Genomic DNA, 19,642 nt, shown 5'->3' with positions numbered 1-19,642 from the left:
GGGCGTCGGTCGAGGCGGTCGAGCGGGCGTTGTCTGCTGCGTTCGTGATGGCTCCTTCGTCGATTCCGCCCGCCGGGTGTCCGGCGGGCGGTTCCTGTTGGATGAGTGCTGTCATCGTCATCGTCGTCGTGTCGGGCCGTCAGCAGTCAGGCGTCCGGCCTGCCGAACGACGAGCGGGCGGAGATTGCTCGCGTGCGCTCACGCTGCCGCTCGTTCCGCCCACTGGCGTGCTGCCGCCGATTCCGTCCCTCGGTGTCGAACGGGCGGAAAGACGCGTCAGGCGTTCACCCTGGCATCGCGACCTGTGACCGCGAGCAGGCGGACCTGCAGCGGCGCATCCTCGTCGACCTCGACCGGCGCGGCGTACAGCCCGGTCGCCGCGAGGTCCTGGATCTGCGGCTCGAAGTACTCCCACACAGCGCGGACGAGTTCATCGGGCAACGCTTCGTCGGTCCCCGTCGCGCGCGCGAGGTCCCACGTGTGGATGGTGATGTCGCTGGTCTGCTCGGTCAGGTACTCGTCTGCACGGACCACGTCGGTGCTGAGGTGCACGGGAGTGTCAGCGGGCGCGTTCTGCCATGCGCTCGAAGCTGCCGCCGCGAACTTCGCCCACTCGTCGACGAGGTCCTGCCCGATGGGTTCGAGGTCCGCCTCGGCCTGCGCGTAGTCGCACCCCGTCAGGAGCTTGGGGATCCATCGCTGTTCGTCGATGACGTGCGTCACCAGGTCGCGCGTGGTCCACTCCGAGTCGGGAGTGGACGCTTCCCAGTCGGTCACCGCAGCGACGCGGCGTCCGAACTCGGCTGCGGCGAGGGACTGCAGCGCGATCCAGTCGATGGCCATGGTGGTGCTCCTCTTCGGTCGGGGCGGGTGCGAGGTGCAACGGGACCGACGGACGGGCGATTCCCGCGCTGAACAGGCGACACGCTACGCCCGCTCGCTAGCTCTGTGCGCGTGCGGGGCAGCGCTCGGTGTCGTCTGCGGGCCGAAAGCGGTCGGTCATCGCGACGGTCGGGCGGATCCGGCGTCGAGGTCGAGCCGGCAGCGGCGGAAACACCCGCTCGTGCTCGGGCGGGCGGAATCGGTACGCGGCGGCGGGGACGGCTGCGGGAACGGCCCGCTCGTGCCCGAGCGGACGGGATCGGCGCATGCAGGGGAACGGCTGCCACGGGAAAGGCCCGCTCGAGTTCACGGGCGGGCGTCCGGCCGGCTCACCGATCACGGCGCACGGACCGGGGCATCGGGAACGCGGAACGGCCCGGCTCCGTGGGGGAGGAGCCGGGCCGTTCGCCGGGTACTGCAGGTACTTCGTTCGGTGTCCGCGGCCGTCGTCCCCGCGCTCGGGCGGGGCGACAGCCGTGGTTCAGTGACCTGGAGGTCAGGCCGCCTGGAGGACGAACTGCACGTCGAGGTTGATGGTGACGTCGTTGCCGAGCGTGAAGCCGCCGGCCTCGAGCGCCGCGTTCCAGTTCACGCCGAACTCGGTGCGGTCGATCTTCGTGGTCGCCTCGGCGCCGAGCTTGACCTGGCCGTAGCCGTCGGTGGTCACGCCACCGAACTCGGTCTTCAGCGTGACGTTCTTGGTCACGCCGCGGAGCGAGAGCTCACCGTCGATGAGCATGTCGTCGCCGTTCTCGCGGATGCCGGTCGACTTGAAGGTCATCTGCGGGTGCTCCTCGGTGAGGAAGAAGTCACCGGTGGCGAGGTGCTGATCGCGCTGCGCCTGGTTCGTGTTGATGCTCGCGACGTCGATCGAGGCCTCGAGGGTCGTGTCGAGGGGGTTCTCGGCGGTGACGAGCGTCGCGTCGAAGCGCTCGAAGGAGCCCTTGACCTTGCTGATCGCGAGGTGGCGAACGGAGAAGGTGACCTCGGAGTGGGTCGGGTCGATCTTCCAGGTACCGGTCTGGTAGCCCGGGATGGCGGAGGCGTTGAGCGTCATGGTGACTCCTTACGAGAGCGTTGGTCTGCGGTTCCCGACCAGGCGAGCATCTTCATGCGCCTGCATCGATTTGAACTGTAGCCCATTGTGCACCTGTTTGGTTGAAGCGTCAACCAATGTTCACGTGAACGTCGCAACGGGATGTCGGGACCGCGTGTCGTGCCTCCCGGCCGCGCCCGTCGTGAGCAGCCGCCGGATGCGCTTCACGAAGTCGTCGGCGAGCGGACCGACGTCATCCGCTGTGGCCCGGACCAGCCACCAGTCGACGTCCTTCAGTCGCTCGCCGCGTGTCAGGTCCTTGCGGAACACCCGCGGGTCGGATCGGTGGAGGTCGCTCTCGTACTCGATCGCGACCCTCGCGTCCGGGTAGGCCAGGTCCACGCAGGCGACCCATCTGCCTCCGACGACGACGTCGTGGTTGAGCGACGGAAGGGGGAGTCCGCGCCGGACCAGGACCAGTCGGAGACGTGTCTCGCCCGGGCTCCGCGAGCCCGGGCGCACCTCGGCGAGCGCGGCGCGTGCCTTGCGGACGTGCCGCCCGCCGCGGTGGCGGCGGACGACGGCCCTGAGTTCGTCGACCGTGCACCAGTTCAGCCATCCGACCAACGCGTCGCCGGCGATGACGAGCTCGTCGACCGTGAGGAACGCTGCCAGCATGACGAAGGTGGTGGCCGGGTCCACGATCGGGGTGGTCCCGGAACGGACGACGTTCGCGAGGTGTGCCCTGGTTCGGTGTCCGACGGTCCCGCGCACGCGGATGGCCTGGTCCTTGCCGATGGTGGTCACGTGGATGCGTCGGTCTGCCTCGAGTCTGCGTGGGAGCGGTATGCCGAGGAGGTGCGCTGCGGTCGTGTGACTGAACGCCTGGTCGTACCGGAGCCGTGGAGCGACCGCGCGTGCACGGTCCGCGTGGGAGGTGGGTGGGGTCCAGCACCGTGTGCCGTGGAAGGGGCGGCAGAGCCGTCGTGAGCGGAGTCGGCTTGCCGGGACACCGCGGTGCAGTGCCTCGCGGACGCGGAAGGGGCGTCCGCGGAGCGGCGGCGGGAAGTGGTCGGCGAGGGACATGCGGGCAGTGTGCCTGATCGTCCAGGTCGGCCGTGGCGGGTGCTGTCGAGCTGTGGATGGGCGCCGGACGGAGCGAGGTGTGCAGGACTCGTGCCTTGCCGAGGACCGGTGCGTGCGGCCCGGAGCGGGCGGATCCGGGCTGTTGCTGCTCTCACCCCGAGCGGGCGGATCCGGATGAGGTCGGGAGGCGCGCGTCGCGTGTTCCGCCCACTCGCGCCAGCACCCGATCCGATTCCACCCGACCACACCGCGTCGCGTGTTCCGCCCGCCCATTCCGGCGGCGCCCACGCCGGCGGCGCCCATTCCGGCGGCGCCCGCGCCGGCGGCGCCCGTGCCGGTGGCGCCCGCGCCTCTCCACAGGTACTCGCACACCCCCTCACGAGAGCGCTCACTCCACTAGCGTCAGGAGCATGGAATTCAGGTACCTGGGCAACTCCGGACTCAAGATCTCCGAGATCACCTACGGCAACTGGCTGACGCACGGCTCGCAGGTCGAGAACGACGTCGCCACCCAGTGCGTGCGGGCAGCGCTCGACGCCGGCATCACCACGTTCGACACCGCCGACACGTACGCCAACACCGCGGCGGAGACGGTCCTCGGCGAGGCGCTCAAGGCCGAGCGTCGCCAGTCGCTCGAGATCTTCACGAAGGTCTACTGGCCGACCGGGCCGAAGGGGCACAACGACGTCGGCCTTTCCCGCAAGCACGTCATGGAGTCGATCGACGGCTCGCTCGAGCGCCTGCAGACCGACTACGTCGACCTCTACCAGGCGCACCGCTACGACCACGAGACGCCGCTCGAGGAGACCATGCAGGCCTTCGCGGACGTCGTCCGTCAGGGCAAGGCGCTCTACATCGGCGTCAGCGAGTGGAACGCGGATCAGATCCGCGCCGGTGCCGCGCTGGCGAAGGAGCTCGGCTTCCAGCTCATCTCGAACCAGCCGCAGTACTCGATGCTGTGGCGCGTCATCGAGGGCGAGGTCGTCCCCGCCTCGAAGCAGCTCGGTCTCAGCCAGATCGTCTGGTCCCCGATCGCACAGGGTGTCCTCACCGGCAAGTACAAGCCGGGTCAGCCGGCCCCCGAGGGGTCCCGCGCCACGGACGAGAAGGGCGGCGCGGACATGATCAAGCGGTTCATGCGCGACGAGGTCCTCGAAGCCGTGCAGCGCCTGCAGCCCGTCGCCGACCAGGCCGGCCTCACGCTGGCCCAGCTCGCGATCGCGTGGACGCTGCAGAACCCGAACGTCGCCTCGGCGATCGTCGGCGCGTCCCGCCCCGAGCAGGTCACCGACAACGTGAAGGCCGCGGGCGTGACGCTCGACGCTGACGCGCTCGCCGCCATCGACGAGGCGCTCGGCGACATCCCGGAGCGCGATGCCAGCAAGACGGTCAGCCCGGAGCAGCGCCCCGCGTAGCGCGCGACCGACCGACGGACGGGAGGCACGGTGCCAGCTGGCACCGTGCCTCCCGTCCGTCGTCCAGCAAGCGCACGACGAGCGCGACCGTCCGGACGGACTGCCCTTCTGGCACCTGATCAGCAAAAACGCTGAAGGATGTTCACTGATGAACGGCAGGTGTCGCGGAACTGGCAGAGTCCTGGCAGGAGCTGTACCCCGACCAAACCACTCCGCAACGTGCCCCCGAAGAGGGGGCATGACCCGAACCGTCACCCCCGTTCTGGTGCCACCAGGCACAGGCTCGGTGCCGACCTCCACCGCCTCGACCGCCCACCCAGCGGCGACCGGCGTCCCTGCGGCGAGCGTCGCACGACCGGCCCTCGGCCCGCGGCTCCGCGCCACCATGACGCAGCTCGCGTCGTTCGGCGCCATCGGAGCGATCTGCTTCCTCATCGACCTCGGCGTCTACAACCTCCTGCGCGCGACCGTCCTGCCCGACGGTCCGATCGCCGCGAAGATCGTCTCCGCCGTCATCGCCACGGTGGTCGCGTGGCTCGCGAACCGCTCGATCACGTTCCGTTCGCAGCGGCAGGTCGGCCGGAAGGAGACCCTCCGCGAGGGACTCCTCTTCGCCGTCACGAACGTCATCGGTCTCGGCATCGCCGCGGCCTGCCTGTTCGTCTCGCACTACGTCCTCGGCTTCACCTCGACCCTCGCCGACAACGTCGCCGGCAACGGGGTGGGTCTCGTCCTCGGCACCGTCTTCCGGTTCGCCGCGTACAAGGCCCTCGTCTTCCGTTCCACCGACGCTCACGCGAAGGAGCACGCCGCATGACCATCACCACCACGCTGCTGACGGCCGCCGGGCCGCTGCTGCAGCCGAACGAGGGGACCGGTCCCGCCGGGGACCTCCCGAACCGCGGGACCACGGACGTCCCGACGGGAGGCTCGGGACAGGCTCCGCAGGTCGCCTGGTCGCTGGGCGACTGGGTCGGCTACTCGGCGCTCATCGCGGTCTCCGTGCTGCTCACGGTGATCGCGCTCACCACGCTGTGGTGGATGCTGCACGCCTGGCGCTCACGTGACGCGCTGAAGTCGACGAGCTTCAGCCAGACCCCGCTGCCGGCCGCCCACCGCTTCACCCTGCTGGTGCCCGGTCGGCACGAGCAGGACGTGATGGGCGAGACGCTCGACATGCTCGCGACGCAGGACCACCCGGACTTCGAGATCATCGCGATCGTCGGCGAGGACGACCCGGAGACGGACGCCGTCGTGCGCGCGGCTGCGGAGCGTCATCCGGGCCTGATCCGCGTGGTCGTCGACGACACCGCACCGAAGAACAAGCCGAAGGCGATGAACCTCGCGCTGCAGTACGCGACGGGCGACATCGTCGGGGTGTTCGACGCCGAGGACGAGGTCTACCCGAAGCTCCTGTCGCTCGTCGACTCGCGCTTCCAGGAGACCGGCGCAGACGTCGTGCAGGGCGGCGTCCAGCTGATGAACTTCAAGTCGAGCTGGTGGTCGCTCCGCAACGTGCTCGAGTACTACTTCTGGTTCCGCTCGCGACTGCACTTCCACGCGGGCTCGAAGTTCATCCCGCTCGGCGGCAACACCGTCTTCGTGACGAAGGAGCGCCTCGAGTGGTCGGACGGCTGGGATGCGCACTGCCTCGCCGAGGACTGCGAGCTCGGCGTCCGGCTCTCCGCCGACGGCGCGAAGGTCGTCGTCGCCTACAGCCCCGAGGCCGTCACCCGCGAGGAGACGCCGCCCACGTTCGCGTCCCTGCTCAAGCAGCGGACCCGTTGGAACCAGGGCTTCCTGCAGGTGCTCGGCAAGGGGGAGTGGAAGAAGCTGCCGTCCTTCCGCCAGCGCTTCTTCGCCCGCTACATGCTGACCATGCCGTTCATCCAGGCGGCGACCGGTCTGCTCATCCCGCTCAGCGTCCTGATGATCCTCTTCGTCAAGGTGCCGACGGCGATCGCCCTCGTCTCGTTCATCCCGGTGGCGCCCACGCTCATGCTGCTCGCCGTCGAGGTCGTCGGACTCAACGAGTTCGGTCGCATCTACAAGGAGAAGGTCCGCATCCGCGACTACGTGAAGCTCGTCCTCGGCCTGGTGCCGTACCAGGTGTTCCTCGCCGCAGCGGCGGTCCGTGCCGTCGTCCGCCACGTCAAGGGGCAGAACGGGTGGGAGAAGACCGAGCACACGGGCCAGCACCGCACCGGTGGCGCTCAGCCCGAGGTCGTCGGGTTCGCGTCCGAGCTGACCGGCTCGGCTGCGTCCGCATCATCGGCTGCGTCCTCGTCCTCGTCCTCGTCCTCGTCTGAGCGTGCGCTCGCCGGTTCGTCTGCAGGAGGTGCCCGATGACCGCCACCATCACCCACACCACCGGGATCCCCGTCCGGGGTGCCGCCTCCCTGTCCGGCGTGCGCGGTTGGTTCCGTGTCCACGCGGCGAGCATCGGTTGGCTGGTGCCCGTCCTCATCGTGACCGTCGTGGTGCAGGCGTGGAACATGACCGGTACCCCGCAGCGCATCGACGACGAGGGGACCTACACCGCCCAGGCGTGGGCGATCGCCAACCTCGGGGAGATCACCCACTACACCTACTGGTACGACCACCCGCCGCTGGGGTGGATCCAGATCGCGGCGTACACGTCGCTGACCGGGGCGTTCGCGCGCTACCCGTTCGCCGTCGAGGCCGCCCGCGAGGCGATGGTCTTCTTCGCCGCCGTCTCCAGCGTCCTGCTCTTCGTCCTCGCGCGTCGACTGGGCGCAGGTCGCGTCACGGCCGCGGTCGCGGGGCTCGTCTTCGCCCTCTCGCCGCTGGCCCTGCAGTACCACCGCACGGTCTACATCGACAACGTCGCGACGCCGTGGCTCCTCGCCGCGTTCGTGCTGGCGCTCAGCCGACGCCAGCAGCTCGCCGGGTTCGCCGGAGCCGCCGCGTGCCTCGGCGTCGCGGTGCTCTCCAAGGAGACGTACCTGCTCGCGCTGCCGTTCCTGATCTGGATCGCGGTCCGCCGGGCCGACAGGAGCACCCGTCGGTACACGCTGAGCGTCGCCGGGGCCGTCCTGGTCGTCATCGGTGGCGGCTACCTGCTGCTCGCCGCGGTCAAGGGTGAGCTCCTGCCCGGCGCCGGCCGGGTGAGCCTCTTCGAGGGCATCACCTACCAGCTCGGTTCGCGCACCGCGTCGGGATCGATCTTCGACGGAGGGAGCCTGGCGAACCAGGCCGCCGCACAGTGGTGGGCGCTCGACCCCGTCTTCATCGTGCTCGGTTCGGCCGCCGCGTTCGTCGGGCTGTTCCTGCGCCGGGTCCGCCCGATCGCCGCGATGCTCGTCTTCCTGCTCGCGATGATGTTCCGCCCGAACGGGTACCTGCCGGTGCCGTACGTCATCGTGCTCGTGCCCTTCGCAGCGCTGCTCGTCGCGTACACCGCCGAGCGAGCGGTCCTCGCGCTCGCCGGACGGATCCGGTCCAACGCCCGGACCCGCGTGCACGGATTCGCTCGACGTGGCTTCGGTGCCGCCTGGGCCGTGGTCACCGCAGCGGCCGTCGTCGTGGCGGTGCCGCTCTGGGGCGCGCAGCTGCGCGGGTTCACGTCGGCGAACCTCGACCTGCCGATGCAGCAGGCCGAGCAGTGGGTCGGCGACAACGTCCCGAAGTCCTCGCGGCTGCTCGTGGACGACGCCATGTGGGTCGACCTGGTCCGCGACGGGTACGCCCGCAACAACGTCATCTGGTACTACAAGCTCGACACCGACGCCGCCGTCCAGCGCCAGTCGCCGAACGGGTGGAAGGACTCCGACTACGTGGTCACGACGGACTCGATGCGCACCGGCGGGAACTCCTCGCAGGACGTGTCGCTCGCCATCCGGAACTCGACGAGCGTGGCCACGTTCGGCACCGGCGACCAGCAGGTCGACGTCCGTCGCATCCACTCCGAGGGCGAGGCGGCCGCGAACGACGCGATCACCGCCGCGACGAACGGGCGGAAGACGATGGGGACCGAGCTCGCGCAGAACCCGGCGCTCCGTGCCGACGCCGGCACGAAGTCGCAGTTCCGAGCGGGTCAGGTCGACTCGCGCGCGATGCTCGCCCTCGGTCAGGTGCTCGCTGACCAGTCGGTGGCGGTCGAACGATTCCGCCCGCTCACGGGGGAGGACGGGCAGCCCTTCCGCCGGCTCGTCGTGCAGACCGCCGACCGGGCGGATGCTGCTCGTGCCGTCGCCACCTTCGATGCCATGAGCGACGGGATCCGCCCGGCCGACGTCGAGCGCGACGGGGAGCGGGTCGTCGTGACCTACACCCCGGCCGATCCCACGACGACGCCGACGAGCGCCTCCTGACCCCGGCCTCGTCGTGAGCGGGCGGAACCGGCAGCCGAACCGGCAGTCCCCGAGCAGGATCCGCCCGCTCGCGGAACGACGAGCGCCTCCTGACCCCGGCCCCGTCGTGAGCGGGCGGAACCGGTAGCCGAACCGGCAGCCCCGAGCAGGATCCGCCCGCTCCCGGAACGGCGAGCGTCTCCCGGCCCCGGCCCCGTCGTGAGCGGGCGGAACCGGTAGCCGAACCGGCAGGCCCGAGCAGGATCCGCCCGCTCGCGCACCGCCACCGGCCACCAGCCCCAGCCCCAGCACCAGCACCAGCACCAGCACCTGTACCACCCGAACCGAAGGAGCACCACGATGCACGCACGCACCTCCGCGCCCACCGTCACCCGCCGCGCCACCCGCCGCCCGGTCGTCGTCGCCGGGATCGCCGCCGCCGTCGTCGCCGCCACCGTCGGCCTCGCCGCACCGCAGACCGCCTCGGCCGCGACCGGCTCCGACGAGGGCTGGCTCCGCGTCGGCCACCTCTCCCCGGACACCAAGGGCGTCGACGTCGAGCTGACCAGCCTGTCCGGCGGCAAGACGGTGTTCGAGCTCGACGACGTCACGTACGGCCAGGTCAGCCCCTACCAGGAGCTCCCCGTCGGCACCTACGTCCTCTCGATGCGCGCTGCCGACGCCCCCGACTCCACCCCGGTGATCTCGACCGACGTCCAGGTCCAGCAGGGCGACGCGAACACCGTCGTCGCCTACGGCAAGAACGACGACCTGCAGACCAAGGCGTTCACCGACGACCTGCAGCAGCCCGGTGACGGCAAGGCCAAGCTCCGTCTCGTCCAGGCCGCGACCACGGCGAAGGAGGTCGACGTCAGCACGACCGACGGCACCGCCATCGCCGAGGACGCCTCCTTCGGCACGGCCACCCGGTACGCGACGGTCGGCGCCGGCAAGTGGTCGCTCGACGTCTCCGGCAGCGGCCAGCGCGGGACCGCCGAGGTCGACCTCGCCGGCAACACCGTCTCGACGCTCTTCGTCCTCGACGACAGCAAGGGCGACCTGACCGTCGTGCCCGTCACCGACGCGGCCGCCACGGCAACGACCCCGTCCGGTGGGGTCCAGACCGGTGGTGGCGGCGCAGCCGCCGACCGCCCCGTCACCGAGTTCACGCACGCGATCGTCGCGGCGTTCCGCTCGCTGTTCCACTGACCGACGGGCAGCCGACGGGTCGCGTGACCCGTCGGGCCCGGCCTGGAGGCGCGGATCACCGCAGCCCGAGCGCCCACCTGGTGCGCGCCTCCCGTCCGACCGTCCCCGACCACCCCGGAAGAGGTGCCGGCATGACCCGCAGGACCTGGATCCCCATCACCGCCGCAGCGGCGGTCGTCGTCGCCGTCGGCGCCGCCCTCGTCGCCGTCCGTCCGTGGAGCGACGCCGTGCCGCAGGCAGGAGCGACCTCGAGCGCGACCTCGTCGCCCGCCCCGGACGTCGACCGCAGCGCCGCCGAGCTGCGGCAGGACTTCCTCGACGACTACGTGCAGGACGGCCGGGTCGTCCGCACCGACCAGGGCGGCGACACCGTCAGCGAGGGGCAGGCCTACGGTCTGCTCATCGCCTACGCGGACGACGACCGTGCGACCTTCGGCCAGATCTGGTCGTGGACGAAGCGGCACCTGGTGACCGACGACGACCTGCTCGCGTGGCGGTGGACGCCGGAGGACGGAGTCGTCGACGGCCAGTCCGCGAGCGACGCCGACCTCGACGCCGCCCGGGCACTCGTGCTCGCCGGCGACCGGTGGGGCGACGAGCGGTACACCGCTGCGGGCAGGGCCATGGCGTCGGCGATCCTCGAGCACGAGACGGCGGAGACCGACCTCGGGACGATCCTGCTGCCGGGGCCGTGGGCGGACACCGAGCCCTACCGGTACGACGCGTCCTACGCGTCACCCGCCGCCTTCCGGGTCCTGGAACGGGCGACCGGGGACCGCCGCTGGGCGGAGCTCACCGAGGGCTCCCGTGCGGTGACCGCCGCCGTGCTCGACGTCAGCGACCTCCCGAGCGACTGGTCCCAGGTGCACGCCGACGGCACGGTCGAACCGATGCCCGCGAACGGCGACCAGGGCAGCGTCGTCTACGGGTGGGACGCGATGCGGCTGCCGCTGCGCTACGCCGAGGCGTGCTCGGCCGAGGACCGCACGCTCGCCGGGTCGATCGCGCCGACCCTGCGCCGGAGCACCGAGCTCGCGGCCCAGCTCGACCTCGGCGGCACGGCCGTGACCGGGGACACCAGCGCGCTCGCCTACGCCGCACGGGCAGCGGCCGAGCACGCGGCCGGCTCGTCGTCGGCGGCGTCGGCCGACCTGCGGCGGATGGACCGGACCTCGGCGACCACCCCGACCTACTACGGCGACGCGTGGGCAGCGCTCGGCGCGACCATGCTCACGTCGGACGTCCTCGGTGGCTGCGCGACCGACGCGGGAGGTGCCTCGTGACCGGGCGTCGGGCCGCGACCGGACCGACCCGGTGGTGGTCCGGCCGCCGCGGCGTGCTCGTCGGCGGAGCGGTGGCGGCGGTCCTCGTCGGCGGCGGCATCGCCGGGGTGGCCGTCGCCACCACGGGGACGGACGCCGCGGGGACCCGGACGGCGGCGACCAGCAGCCCGTCCGCGAGGACGGACCCGGGTGCGGCGGCGAACGGCTCCGGGACCGGTGACACCTCGGGTTTCCAGGACCCGGCGGCACCGGCCGCGCGCTCGACGGCGACGCCCGTGCGGGTGGAGATCCCGGCGATCGGGGTGTCCTCGGGGCTCGAGGACCTCGGCCGCGGTGCCGCGGGCGAGCTCGACCCGCCCGAGGACTGGGACAGCGCCGGCTGGTTCGCCGACGGCATCGTGCCGGGTCAGGTCGGGCCGGCCGTGATCGCCGGGCACGTCGACAGCCCGACGAGCGCAGCCGTCTTCTTCCGGCTCGACGAACTCGTGGCCGGGGACGAGATCCACGTGGCGATGTCCGACGGCACGACCCGCACCTTCACGGTCGACCGTTCGGAGCGCGCCGCGAAGTCGGCCTTCCCGACGAGTGACGTGTACGGCAGCGCACCGACCCCGCAGCTCCGGCTGATCACGTGCGACGGTACGTTCGACACCGCGACCGGGCACTACACGGACAATCTGATCGTGTTCGCAGACCTGACGTCGGGCTGACGCAGGGCGACCCGATACCCTTCGATGCGAACCGCGAGGAGCACCATGAGCACGTCCCTGGTCATCATCCCGACCTACGACGAGGCGGAGAACGTCCGCCCGATCGTCGCCCGCACCCTGGCCGCGACCGACGACAGCGTCCACGTGCTCGTCGTCGACGACAACTCCCCGGACGGCACCGGCGACATCGCGGACGAGATCGCGCGCGAGACCGACCGGGTCCACGTGATGCACCGGACGGTGAAGGACGGGCTCGGCGGCGCGTACCTCGCGGGGTTCGCCTGGGGCCTCGAGCACGGCTACGACAAGCTCGTCGAGATGGACGCGGACGGCTCGCACCACCCGGAGTACCTCCCGTGGATGCTCGAGCTCGCCGACTCGAACGACCTCGTGCTCGGCTCCCGCTGGATCAAGGGTGGCGAGGTCGAGAACTGGCCGTGGTACCGCGAACTGCTGTCCCGCGGCGGGAACCTCTACACGCGGATGGCGCTCGGCATCGCGGTGCGTGACGCGACCGGCGGCTTCCGGGTGTTCACGTCGAAGGCGTTCGAGCGGATCGACCTGGCCGGGGTCGCGTCGAAGGGGTACTGCTTCCAGGTCGACCTGTGCTGGCGTGCGCTCGAGGCCGGGTTGCGGGTCGTCGAGACGCCGATCACCTTCACCGAGCGCGAGTTCGGCGTCTCGAAGATGAGCGGCAACATCGTCCGTGAGAGCCTGACGCTCGTGACGAAGTGGGGCATCGACCGGCGGGTGCGCGAGGTGCGCTCCGTCGTGAAGGACCACCGCCGACTGCCCTCGGTGCGCAAGAACGCGCACGCGGTCGGAGACCAGTCCGCCTGACCCGCAACGGCCCGGGCCCGGTGCCGGTGACGGCGCAGTTCCGGTACCGGTACTGCCGCGCCGTGCCCGGCCGGTGTCGTGGCCGCTCTGGTCCGCGCAAGCGACAGTCCCCCGTGGGAGTTCCACGGGGGACTGTCGCTCTCGCAGATCGGTCAGGGCACGTCCGTCAGCGCAGGACCACCACGCCGCGCGACGCGAACCGGACCACACCGGCGTCGACGCTCGCCTCACCGAAGCGGTAGAGCTCCTCACCGGTCGCGTCCGGGACGGACACCTCAGCAGCGTCGTCGGCGAAGTTCACCACGACGTGCACCGGCGCCGCGTCGGGCCCGAGCAGGCCGCGGGTCAGCACGAGCCAGCGGTCGTCCCCGTCGAAGCGGACGGCGTTCGCCTCGTAGCGGTGGTCGACGAAGGCCTGCTCGGTGCGGCGCAGCGCGACGAGCACGCGGTAGGCCCGGAGGATCCGCGCACCCCGCTCCGAGGTGACGTCGGCCCAGTCGAGCTTCGAGTTCGAGAACGTCGTCGGGTCCTGCGGGTCCGGGACGACCGATTCGTCCCAACCGTGCTCCGCGAACTCGGCGATCCGGCCCTTCGCCGTGATCTCGCCCAGCGCCTTCTCCGGGTGGGAGGTGAAGAACTGCCACGGCGTGGTCGCGGCGAACTCCTCGCCCATGAAGAGCATCGGCGTGAACGGGCCGAGCAGCGTCAGCGCCGCGGCGATGACGAGCGACTCGTCGTCGAGGGACGCCGCGAGCCGGTCGCCCGCGGCGCGGTTGCCGATCTGGTCGTGGTTCTGGTTCGCGACGACCAGCGCCGTCGCGGGCGACGTCCCGCGGTCGATCGGTCGACCGTGCCGCTTCCCGCGGAACGACGACCAGGTGCCGTCGTGGAAGAACCCGTGCTCCAGGACCTTCGCCAGCGCCGAGAGCGGTGCGAAGTCGGCGTAGTAGCCGTTCGTCTCGCCGGTGAGCGCCACGTGGACGGCGTGGTGGAAGTCGTCCGACCACTGTCCGGTCAGGCCGTACCCGGAGGCCTCCTGCGGACGGAACATGACCGGGTCGTTGAGGTCCGACTCGGCGATGAGCGAGAGCGGGCGCCCGACGAACTCCGAGTACGCCTCGGTCTCGGAGGCCATGACCTGCAGCACGTGCGGGCGCGTGGTGTCCCGGATCGCGTGCACCGCGTCGAGCCGGAGTCCGTCGACGTGGTGGTCGCGGAACCACATCCGCACGTTGTCCAGCACGTACCGGCGGACCTCGGGGTGCTCGACGTTGACCGAGTCGCCCCAGGTGTTCCCGAGCCCCTGCAGCAGGTACGGACCGTACAGCGGCAGGTAGTTCCCGCTCGGGCCAAGGTGGTTGTAGACGACGTCCTGGATGACCCCGAGGCCCAGCGCGTGGGCGGTGTCGACGAAGCGGTCGTAGGCGTCGGGACCGCCGTAGGGGTGGTGCACGGCGAACCAGCCGACCCCGTCGTAGCCCCAGTTCCACTCGCCGTTGACGGCGTTGACGGGGAGCAGCTCGACGAACTCCACGCCGAGCTCGACGAGGTGGTCGAGCTTCGCGGCCGCAGCGTCGAGGGTGCCCTCGGGCGTGTAGGTGCCGATGTGCATCTCGTAGATGACCCCGCCGCGGGCGGGACGGCCCGTCCAGGCCTCGTCGGTCCACGCGAAGCGCTCCGGGTCGACGACCTCGGACGTGCCGTGCACCCCGTCCGGCTGGTACCGGCTGCGGGGGTCCGGACGGACGTCCTCGTCGTCGTCGATGCGGAAGCCGTAGCGGGCACCGACCACGGGAGCGACCTCGTCGGTGCTCCACCAGTCGTCGTCACCGCGGGTCAGGGCGTACTCGACGTCGTCGACGACCAGGCGCACGCGCTCGGGGTTCGGCGCCCAGACGGCGTAGCGGGCGGGAACGGTCATGCGTGACCCTCCAGGATCTCGATCTCGGCCTGCTGGTCGGAGACGGCGGTGCCGTCCGACCCGGAGGCCGCGGGGGTGGTCGTCGACGTGGACGAGGAGGCAGCGGCCGCCCCGGCGTCGGCGAGGTCGGCGGGCACGAGGAGCGCAACCGGCAGGTCCGTGAGCAGCTCGGCGAGCGCGATGCCGCGGGACGCGGGGAACCGTCGACCGGTGAGCAGGTCGATCCGGTCGAGCGGCACCGGGTGCACCAGGGTGTCGCCCCAGCCCCCGACCCGCTCGAGTCCGACGGGCAGGCGTGTCGCGACGGTCACGGCACCGCCGCGGTCGAACGCCAGGACGTGGTCGGCGGCGCTGCCCGTTGCCTCGAGCCCCAGGTAGCGGGTGAACAGCTCGGGGTGGTCGCGGCGCAGGCGCAGGGCCCGGCTGACGACGAGGGTCTTCACGGCACCGTCGAGTCCGACGGCCGGCAGCCGCTCGGGGCCGTCGTCCTCGGGGCCGTCGAGCCCGGCGAGCACGTGCCGGAGCTCGGCGTAGTCGACCGGTCGGCGGTTGTCCGGGTCGACGAGCGACCGGTCCCAGCCCTCGGTGCCCTGGTAGACGTCCGGCACGCCGGGCATCGTCAGCTGCACGAGCTTCTGGGCCAGCCCGTTCGACCACCCGGCAGCGTTGATGACCTGGTCGAGCTCGTCGAGCACGGCCACGACCTGCGGATCGTCGAACGACGCGTCGACGAGCGCGTGCATCTGCTCCTCGAACGTCTCGTCCGGCTCGGTCCACGTCGTGCTGTCGCCGGCCTCGCGCGACGCCTTCTCGGCGTAGGCGTGCAGGCGCTCGCGGCTCGCGGGACGTGCACCGACGACGGCCTGCCACAGCAGGTCAGCCATCACGGCGTCGTCGAGCGGGGCCAGGGACCGCAGCCGCGCGAGGGCGTCGGCCCACTCGGAGCCGAGCTCGGCGAGCACGCTGATGCGCGCACGGGTGTCCTCGCTGCGCTTCGTGTCGTGCGTGGTGAGCGTCGTCATGGTGTGCGGCCAGCTGCCCTGGCGGTCGCGCTGGGCCTGGTGGAAGTCCTCCACCGAGACGGCGAACAGGCTCGGGTCGGCGCCGACCTCGCTCAGGGTGGTCAGGCGCGACGTGCGGTAGAACGCGGTGTCCTCGACGCCCTTCGCCATCACCATGCCCGACGTCTGCTGCAGCCGGACGGCCGCGGCGTGACCGGGGTCGACGAGCGCCGGTGCGATGCGGTCGATCACGTCGTCGAGGTCCGGGCGGGCCTCGGCGGCGCGTTCGAGGGCGTCGATGAGGTGGTGGACGCCCTCGGGCAGGTACGTCCGGTAGACCTCGAAGGACGCGACGATCTCGGCGACGGCGTCGACGACGCGGTCCTCGGGCACGTCGGGTGCCACGGGGGCGAGGAGCCGTGCGAGCCGGCGGACCTCGCTGCCGAGGATGCCGTCGGCGATCCCGCGCCGGGTGTCGTGCGTGAGCTGCTGCCAGTCGGCGGGCTCGGCACCGGACGCGGCGGTGAGCGCCGGTTCACCCGCGGGGTCGACGAGGACACGGTCGACCACGGCGAGGGCGTCGTAGCCGGTGGTGCCGTCGACCGGCCACGACGACGGGAGCTGCTCGCCGGGCTCGAGGATCTTCTCGACGAGCGTGTACGCGCCGCCGGTGAGGTCGTGCAGGTCCTGCAGGTACCCGGCGGGGTCGTACAGGCCGTCCGGGTGGTCGATGCGCAGGCCGTCCACGAGCCCGTCGCGGAACCAGCCGCCGATCGTCGCGTGGGACGATGCGAACACCTCGGGCTCCTCGACGCGGATCGCCGCGAGGGTGTTGACCGCGAAGAAGCGACGGTAGTTGAGGTCGTGGTCCGCGCGCTTCCAGTGCACGAACTCGTAGTGCTGACGGGCGTGCACGGCTGCGACGTCGTCACCGTCCTGCACGGTGCCCTCGGCCGTCGGGTAGGCGGTCTCGCCGACGTACAGCCGGCCGTCCCGCAGCTCGACCGCGTCGAGCAGCCGGTCGTCGAGCACCGGGATCCGGATGCGCCCGTCCCCGGCCTGCCAGTCCACGTCGAAGGCCCACGCGACGGGGGAGCCCTGTCCGGACTCGAGCAGGGACCACCACCACGGGTTCGCCTCGGGGGTGGCGACGCCGACGTGGTTCGGCACGATGTCGACGAGGACACCCAGCCCGGCGGCGTGCGCGGCCTCGGCGAGGGCTCGGAGCGCGGCGTCGCCGCCGCGCTCGGTGTCGACGTGCGAGTGGTCGACGACGTCGTAGCCGTGCTGTGACCCGGGCTCGGCCTGCAGCACGGGGGAGAGGTAGACCCAGTCGGCACCGAGGGTGCGGATGTGGTCGACCACGCCCCGGGCGGCGTCGAGGTCGAAGTCTGCGGTGACCTGCAGCCGGTAGGTGGACGTGGGGACGCGGCGAGCGCTCACGCGTTGGCTCCTGTGGGATCGGGTTCGGGTTCGGTGTCAGGGGAGTCGGGGTCGGCGTCGGTCTCGCTGACCGGGTCCGTTGCGGACGTGCCCTCGGCCGACGCCGTGGGCTGTTCCGCCCCGGACGGAGCAGCGTCGGACGGTTCCGCGCCGGACGGTGCAGCGTCGGACGGTTCCGCCCCGGTCGGTTCCGGGTCGGTGGCGGACGCCGCCGTCGACGCCGCGGGGTTGGTCGGGGTTGACTGCCGCCCGCCCTCGACCGACTCCACCTGCGTGGTGGTGACCTCGTGGTCGGGCTCGGCGCGGAGCACGATCATCGAGCGCGCCGGCACGTCGAGCGGGGTCCCGGCGTCGAGGACCGTCTCGCGGGCGCCGGGTTCGGCCGTGTCGATCCGGACGGTCCACCCGGGCGAGTACTCCTCGGGCGGCAGGGTGAAGGTCACGACGTCGTCGTGTGCGTTGTAGTACGTCAGGAACGCCACGTCGGTCACACGTTCGCCCCAGCGGTCGCGGCCGCGGATGCCCTCGCCGTTCAGGTACATGCCGACGCTCTTGCCGAAGCCGGAGTCCCAGTCCTCGGGGTCCATCGCGTCGCCGGACGGGGTCAGCCACACGACGTCGGGCAGTGGCTCGCCCTCGCCCCGGCGCACCGGACGACCGTTGAAGTACCGGGTGCGGCGGAAGGTCGGGTGGTCGTGCCGGAGCTTCACGACGTCGGCGGTGAACTGCACGAGTTCGTCGTCGGCGTGCTCCCAGTCGATCCAGCTGATCGCGGAGTCCTGCGCGTACACGTTGTTGTTGCCGTGCTGGGTGCGGCCGAGCTCGTCGCCGTGGGCGATCATCGGCACGCCCTGGCTGAGCAGCAGGGTGGCGAGGAAGTTCCGCCGGCGCTGCAGTCGGAGCGCGGCGACCTCCGGGTCGTCCGTCGGCCCCTCGACGCCGGAGTTCCACGACCGGTTGTGGCTCTCGCCGTCGTTGTTGTCCTCGCCGTTGGCGTCGTTGTGCTTCTCGTTGTACGCGACCAGGTCGTACAGCGTGAAGCCGTCGTGGGCGGTGATGAAGTTGATGCTCGCCTTGGGCGTCCGGCCGTCGTGCTCGTACAGGTCGGCCGACCCGGAGATGCGCGAGGCGAACTCGCCGAGCGTCGAGGGCTCGCCCCGCCAGAAGTCACGCACGGTGTCGCGGTACTTGCCGTTCCACTCGGACCACTGCGGCGGGAAGTTGCCGACCTGGTACCCGCCGGGCCCGACGTCCCACGGCTCGGCGATGAGCTTGACCTGGGACACGATCGGGTCCTGCTGGACCAGTTCGAAGAAGGCCGCGAGCCGGTCGACCTCGTAGAACTCGCGGGCCAGGGCCGCGGCGAGGTCGAAGCGGAACCCGTCGACGTGCATCTCGGTGACCCAGTACCGCAGCGAGTCCATGATGAGCTGCAGCGAGTGCGGGTGCCCGACGTTGAGCGAGTTCCCGGTGCCCGTGGTGTCCATGTAGTACCGCTTGTCGTCCTCGACCAGGCGGTAGTACGCCGCGTTGTCGATGCCGCGGAAGGACAGCGTCGGCCCGAGGTGGTTGCCCTCTGCCGTGTGGTTGTAGACGACGTCGAGGACGACCTCGATGCCGGCACGGTGGAGCTCGCGCACCATCGCCTTGAACTCCTGCACCTGCTGCCCGCGGTCGCCGGACGACGAGTAGTGCGAGTGCGGCGCGAAGAAGCCGATCGTGTTGTAGCCCCAGTAGTTCGACAGCCCCTTCTCCTGCAGCGTGGAGTCGTTGACGAACTGGTGCACCGGCATGAGCTCGAGCGTCGTGATCCCCAGGCGCTTGAGGTGCTCGATGACCGCCGGGTGCGCGACACCGGCGTAGGTGCCCCGTTGCTCCTCGGGCACGTCGGGGTGCGTCTCGGTGAGGCCCTTGACGTGCGCCTCGTAGATCACCGTCTCGCCGTAGGGGACCCGGGGAGCCCGGTCACCCTGCCAGTCGAAGAACGGGTTGATGACGACGCCCTTCATCATGTGGGACGCCGAGTCCTGGTCGTCGGTCGAGTCCGGGTCGCCGAACGTGTACGAGAACAGCGCCTGGTCCCAGTCGATGTCGCCGCTGGTCGCCTTGGCGTACGGGTCGAGGAGCAGCTTGTGCGGGTTGCCGCGCAGTCCGTTCGCCGGGTCGTACGGCGCGTGCACGCGGAAGCCGTACTCCTGCCCCGGGGCGACGTTCGGCAGGTAGGCGTGCCAGACGTGTGCGTCCACCTCGACCAGGTCGACGCACTCCTCGTTCCCCGCGTCGTCGAAGAGGCACAGTTCCACGCGGTCGGCGACCTCGCTGAACAGGGCGAAGTTCGTGCCGCTGCCGTCGTAGGTCGCCCCGAGGGGGTACGGGTTGCCGGGCCAGGTGTGCAAACAGTCCTCCAGGTGTGGGTTCCGCCACGGTATCGGCGCGGGCCGTCCGCGTCCGCAGACAAGCCCCAGGGGTGGACGGCCGCCGGTGCTCGCCGGCCTGTGGAGGA

General features: G+C 71.2%; 14 protein-coding genes. 8 read left to right on the top strand and 6 right to left on the bottom strand.

What is annotated here, in order from left to right:
• Positions 1-276: 276 nt before the first annotated feature.
• The 3 genes from PIJ49_RS04725 to PIJ49_RS04715 all read right to left on the bottom strand — a co-directional run bounded on the left by PIJ49_RS04725 (position 277) and on the right by PIJ49_RS04715 (position 2,725).
• Positions 277-843 carry a TIGR03086 family metal-binding protein gene (locus PIJ49_RS04725; RefSeq protein WP_251154743.1) on the bottom strand — a complete coding sequence of 189 codons (567 nt, stop codon included), beginning with the start codon at positions 841-843 and terminating at the stop codon, positions 277-279.
• 535 nt (positions 844-1,378) lie between these two features.
• Positions 1,379-1,939, bottom strand: coding sequence for a YceI family protein (locus PIJ49_RS04720; protein WP_271825973.1), 561 nt, complete (start codon positions 1,937-1,939; stop codon positions 1,379-1,381).
• Between the two features lie 120 nt (positions 1,940-2,059).
• Positions 2,060-2,725: a putative endonuclease domain-containing protein gene (locus tag PIJ49_RS04715; protein ID WP_271825972.1), complete on the bottom strand. Its 666-nt coding sequence runs from the start codon at positions 2,723-2,725 to the stop codon at positions 2,060-2,062.
• Between the two features lie 689 nt (positions 2,726-3,414).
• Between PIJ49_RS04715 and PIJ49_RS04710 the strand changes: the two genes are divergently transcribed.
• From PIJ49_RS04710 to PIJ49_RS04675, 8 genes are all read left to right on the top strand, one after another.
• Positions 3,415-4,419, top strand: coding sequence for an aldo/keto reductase family protein (locus PIJ49_RS04710; RefSeq protein WP_271825971.1), 1,005 nt, complete (start codon positions 3,415-3,417; stop codon positions 4,417-4,419).
• A 286-nt stretch (positions 4,420-4,705) separates the two neighbouring features.
• A complete protein-coding gene (locus tag PIJ49_RS04705; RefSeq protein WP_235426514.1) occupies positions 4,706-5,236 on the top strand; it encodes a GtrA family protein in 531 nt (176 codons plus the stop codon).
• A complete protein-coding gene (locus PIJ49_RS04700; protein WP_271825970.1) occupies positions 5,233-6,768 on the top strand; it encodes a glycosyltransferase in 1,536 nt (511 codons plus the stop codon). The genes PIJ49_RS04705 and PIJ49_RS04700 overlap by 4 nt, the downstream gene beginning before the upstream one ends.
• Complete coding sequence (locus tag PIJ49_RS04695) at positions 6,765-8,753, top strand: ArnT family glycosyltransferase (RefSeq protein WP_271825969.1); 1,989 nt, start codon at positions 6,765-6,767, stop codon at positions 8,751-8,753. Before PIJ49_RS04700 ends, PIJ49_RS04695 begins: the two co-directional genes overlap by 4 nt.
• Positions 8,754-9,092: 339 nt before the next feature.
• Positions 9,093-9,941 carry a DUF4397 domain-containing protein gene (locus tag PIJ49_RS04690; protein WP_209683533.1) on the top strand — a complete coding sequence of 283 codons (849 nt, stop codon included), beginning with the start codon at positions 9,093-9,095 and terminating at the stop codon, positions 9,939-9,941.
• A 131-nt stretch (positions 9,942-10,072) separates the two neighbouring features.
• Entirely contained in the window at positions 10,073-11,224 is a 1,152-nt protein-coding gene (locus PIJ49_RS04685; protein ID WP_271825968.1) for a family 8 glycosyl hydrolase, read from the top strand.
• Positions 11,221-11,934, top strand: coding sequence for a class F sortase (locus PIJ49_RS04680; protein WP_271825967.1), 714 nt, complete (start codon positions 11,221-11,223; stop codon positions 11,932-11,934). Before PIJ49_RS04685 ends, PIJ49_RS04680 begins: the two co-directional genes overlap by 4 nt.
• A 45-nt stretch (positions 11,935-11,979) precedes the next feature.
• Complete coding sequence (locus tag PIJ49_RS04675; protein WP_200884134.1) at positions 11,980-12,774, top strand: polyprenol monophosphomannose synthase; 795 nt, start codon at positions 11,980-11,982, stop codon at positions 12,772-12,774.
• Positions 12,775-12,940: 166 nt separating this feature from the next.
• Here the strand turns inward: PIJ49_RS04675 and treZ are convergent, their stop codons facing one another.
• Genes treZ through glgX form a run of 3 tightly spaced genes read right to left on the bottom strand, consistent with a single transcriptional unit; the run spans position 12,941 to position 19,535 of the window.
• Positions 12,941-14,695, bottom strand: coding sequence for a malto-oligosyltrehalose trehalohydrolase (gene treZ / locus PIJ49_RS04670; RefSeq protein ID WP_271825966.1), 1,755 nt, complete (start codon positions 14,693-14,695; stop codon positions 12,941-12,943).
• A complete protein-coding gene (treY, locus tag PIJ49_RS04665; protein WP_271825965.1) occupies positions 14,692-17,139 on the bottom strand; it encodes a malto-oligosyltrehalose synthase in 2,448 nt (815 codons plus the stop codon). Before treY ends, treZ begins: the two co-directional genes overlap by 4 nt.
• On the bottom strand, positions 17,136-19,535 hold the full coding sequence (gene glgX / locus PIJ49_RS04660; RefSeq protein ID WP_251154751.1) for a glycogen debranching protein GlgX: 2,400 nt from the start codon (positions 19,533-19,535) through the stop codon (positions 17,136-17,138). Before glgX ends, treY begins: the two co-directional genes overlap by 4 nt.
• Between the last annotated feature and the right edge of the window lie 107 nt (positions 19,536-19,642).

This window comes from Curtobacterium uvaldense (assembly GCF_028307415.1).
Lineage (GTDB): Bacteria > Actinomycetota > Actinomycetes > Actinomycetales > Microbacteriaceae > Curtobacterium.
The sequence above is the reverse complement of the archived record's forward strand: the minus strand, read 5'-3'. Positions and strand labels throughout refer to the sequence as shown.

Bases quoted from the DNA above. Each gene is read 5' to 3' on its own strand.
- PIJ49_RS04690 (WP_209683533.1), top strand. From the start codon at position 9,093: ATGCACGCACGCACCTCCGCGCCCACCGTCACCCGCCGCGCCACCCGC.
- PIJ49_RS04700 (WP_271825970.1), top strand. From the start codon at position 5,233: ATGACCATCACCACCACGCTGCTGACGGCCGCCGGGCCGCTGCTGCAG.
- treZ (WP_271825966.1), bottom strand. From the start codon at position 14,695: ATGACCGTTCCCGCCCGCTACGCCGTCTGGGCGCCGAACCCCGAGCGC.
- PIJ49_RS04725 (WP_251154743.1), bottom strand. From the start codon at position 843: ATGGCCATCGACTGGATCGCGCTGCAGTCCCTCGCCGCAGCCGAGTTC.
- PIJ49_RS04695 (WP_271825969.1), top strand. From the start codon at position 6,765: ATGACCGCCACCATCACCCACACCACCGGGATCCCCGTCCGGGGTGCC.
- PIJ49_RS04710 (WP_271825971.1), top strand. From the start codon at position 3,415: ATGGAATTCAGGTACCTGGGCAACTCCGGACTCAAGATCTCCGAGATC.
- PIJ49_RS04685 (WP_271825968.1), top strand. From the start codon at position 10,073: ATGACCCGCAGGACCTGGATCCCCATCACCGCCGCAGCGGCGGTCGTC.
- PIJ49_RS04675 (WP_200884134.1), top strand. From the start codon at position 11,980: ATGAGCACGTCCCTGGTCATCATCCCGACCTACGACGAGGCGGAGAAC.
- PIJ49_RS04720 (WP_271825973.1), bottom strand. From the start codon at position 1,939: ATGACGCTCAACGCCTCCGCCATCCCGGGCTACCAGACCGGTACCTGG.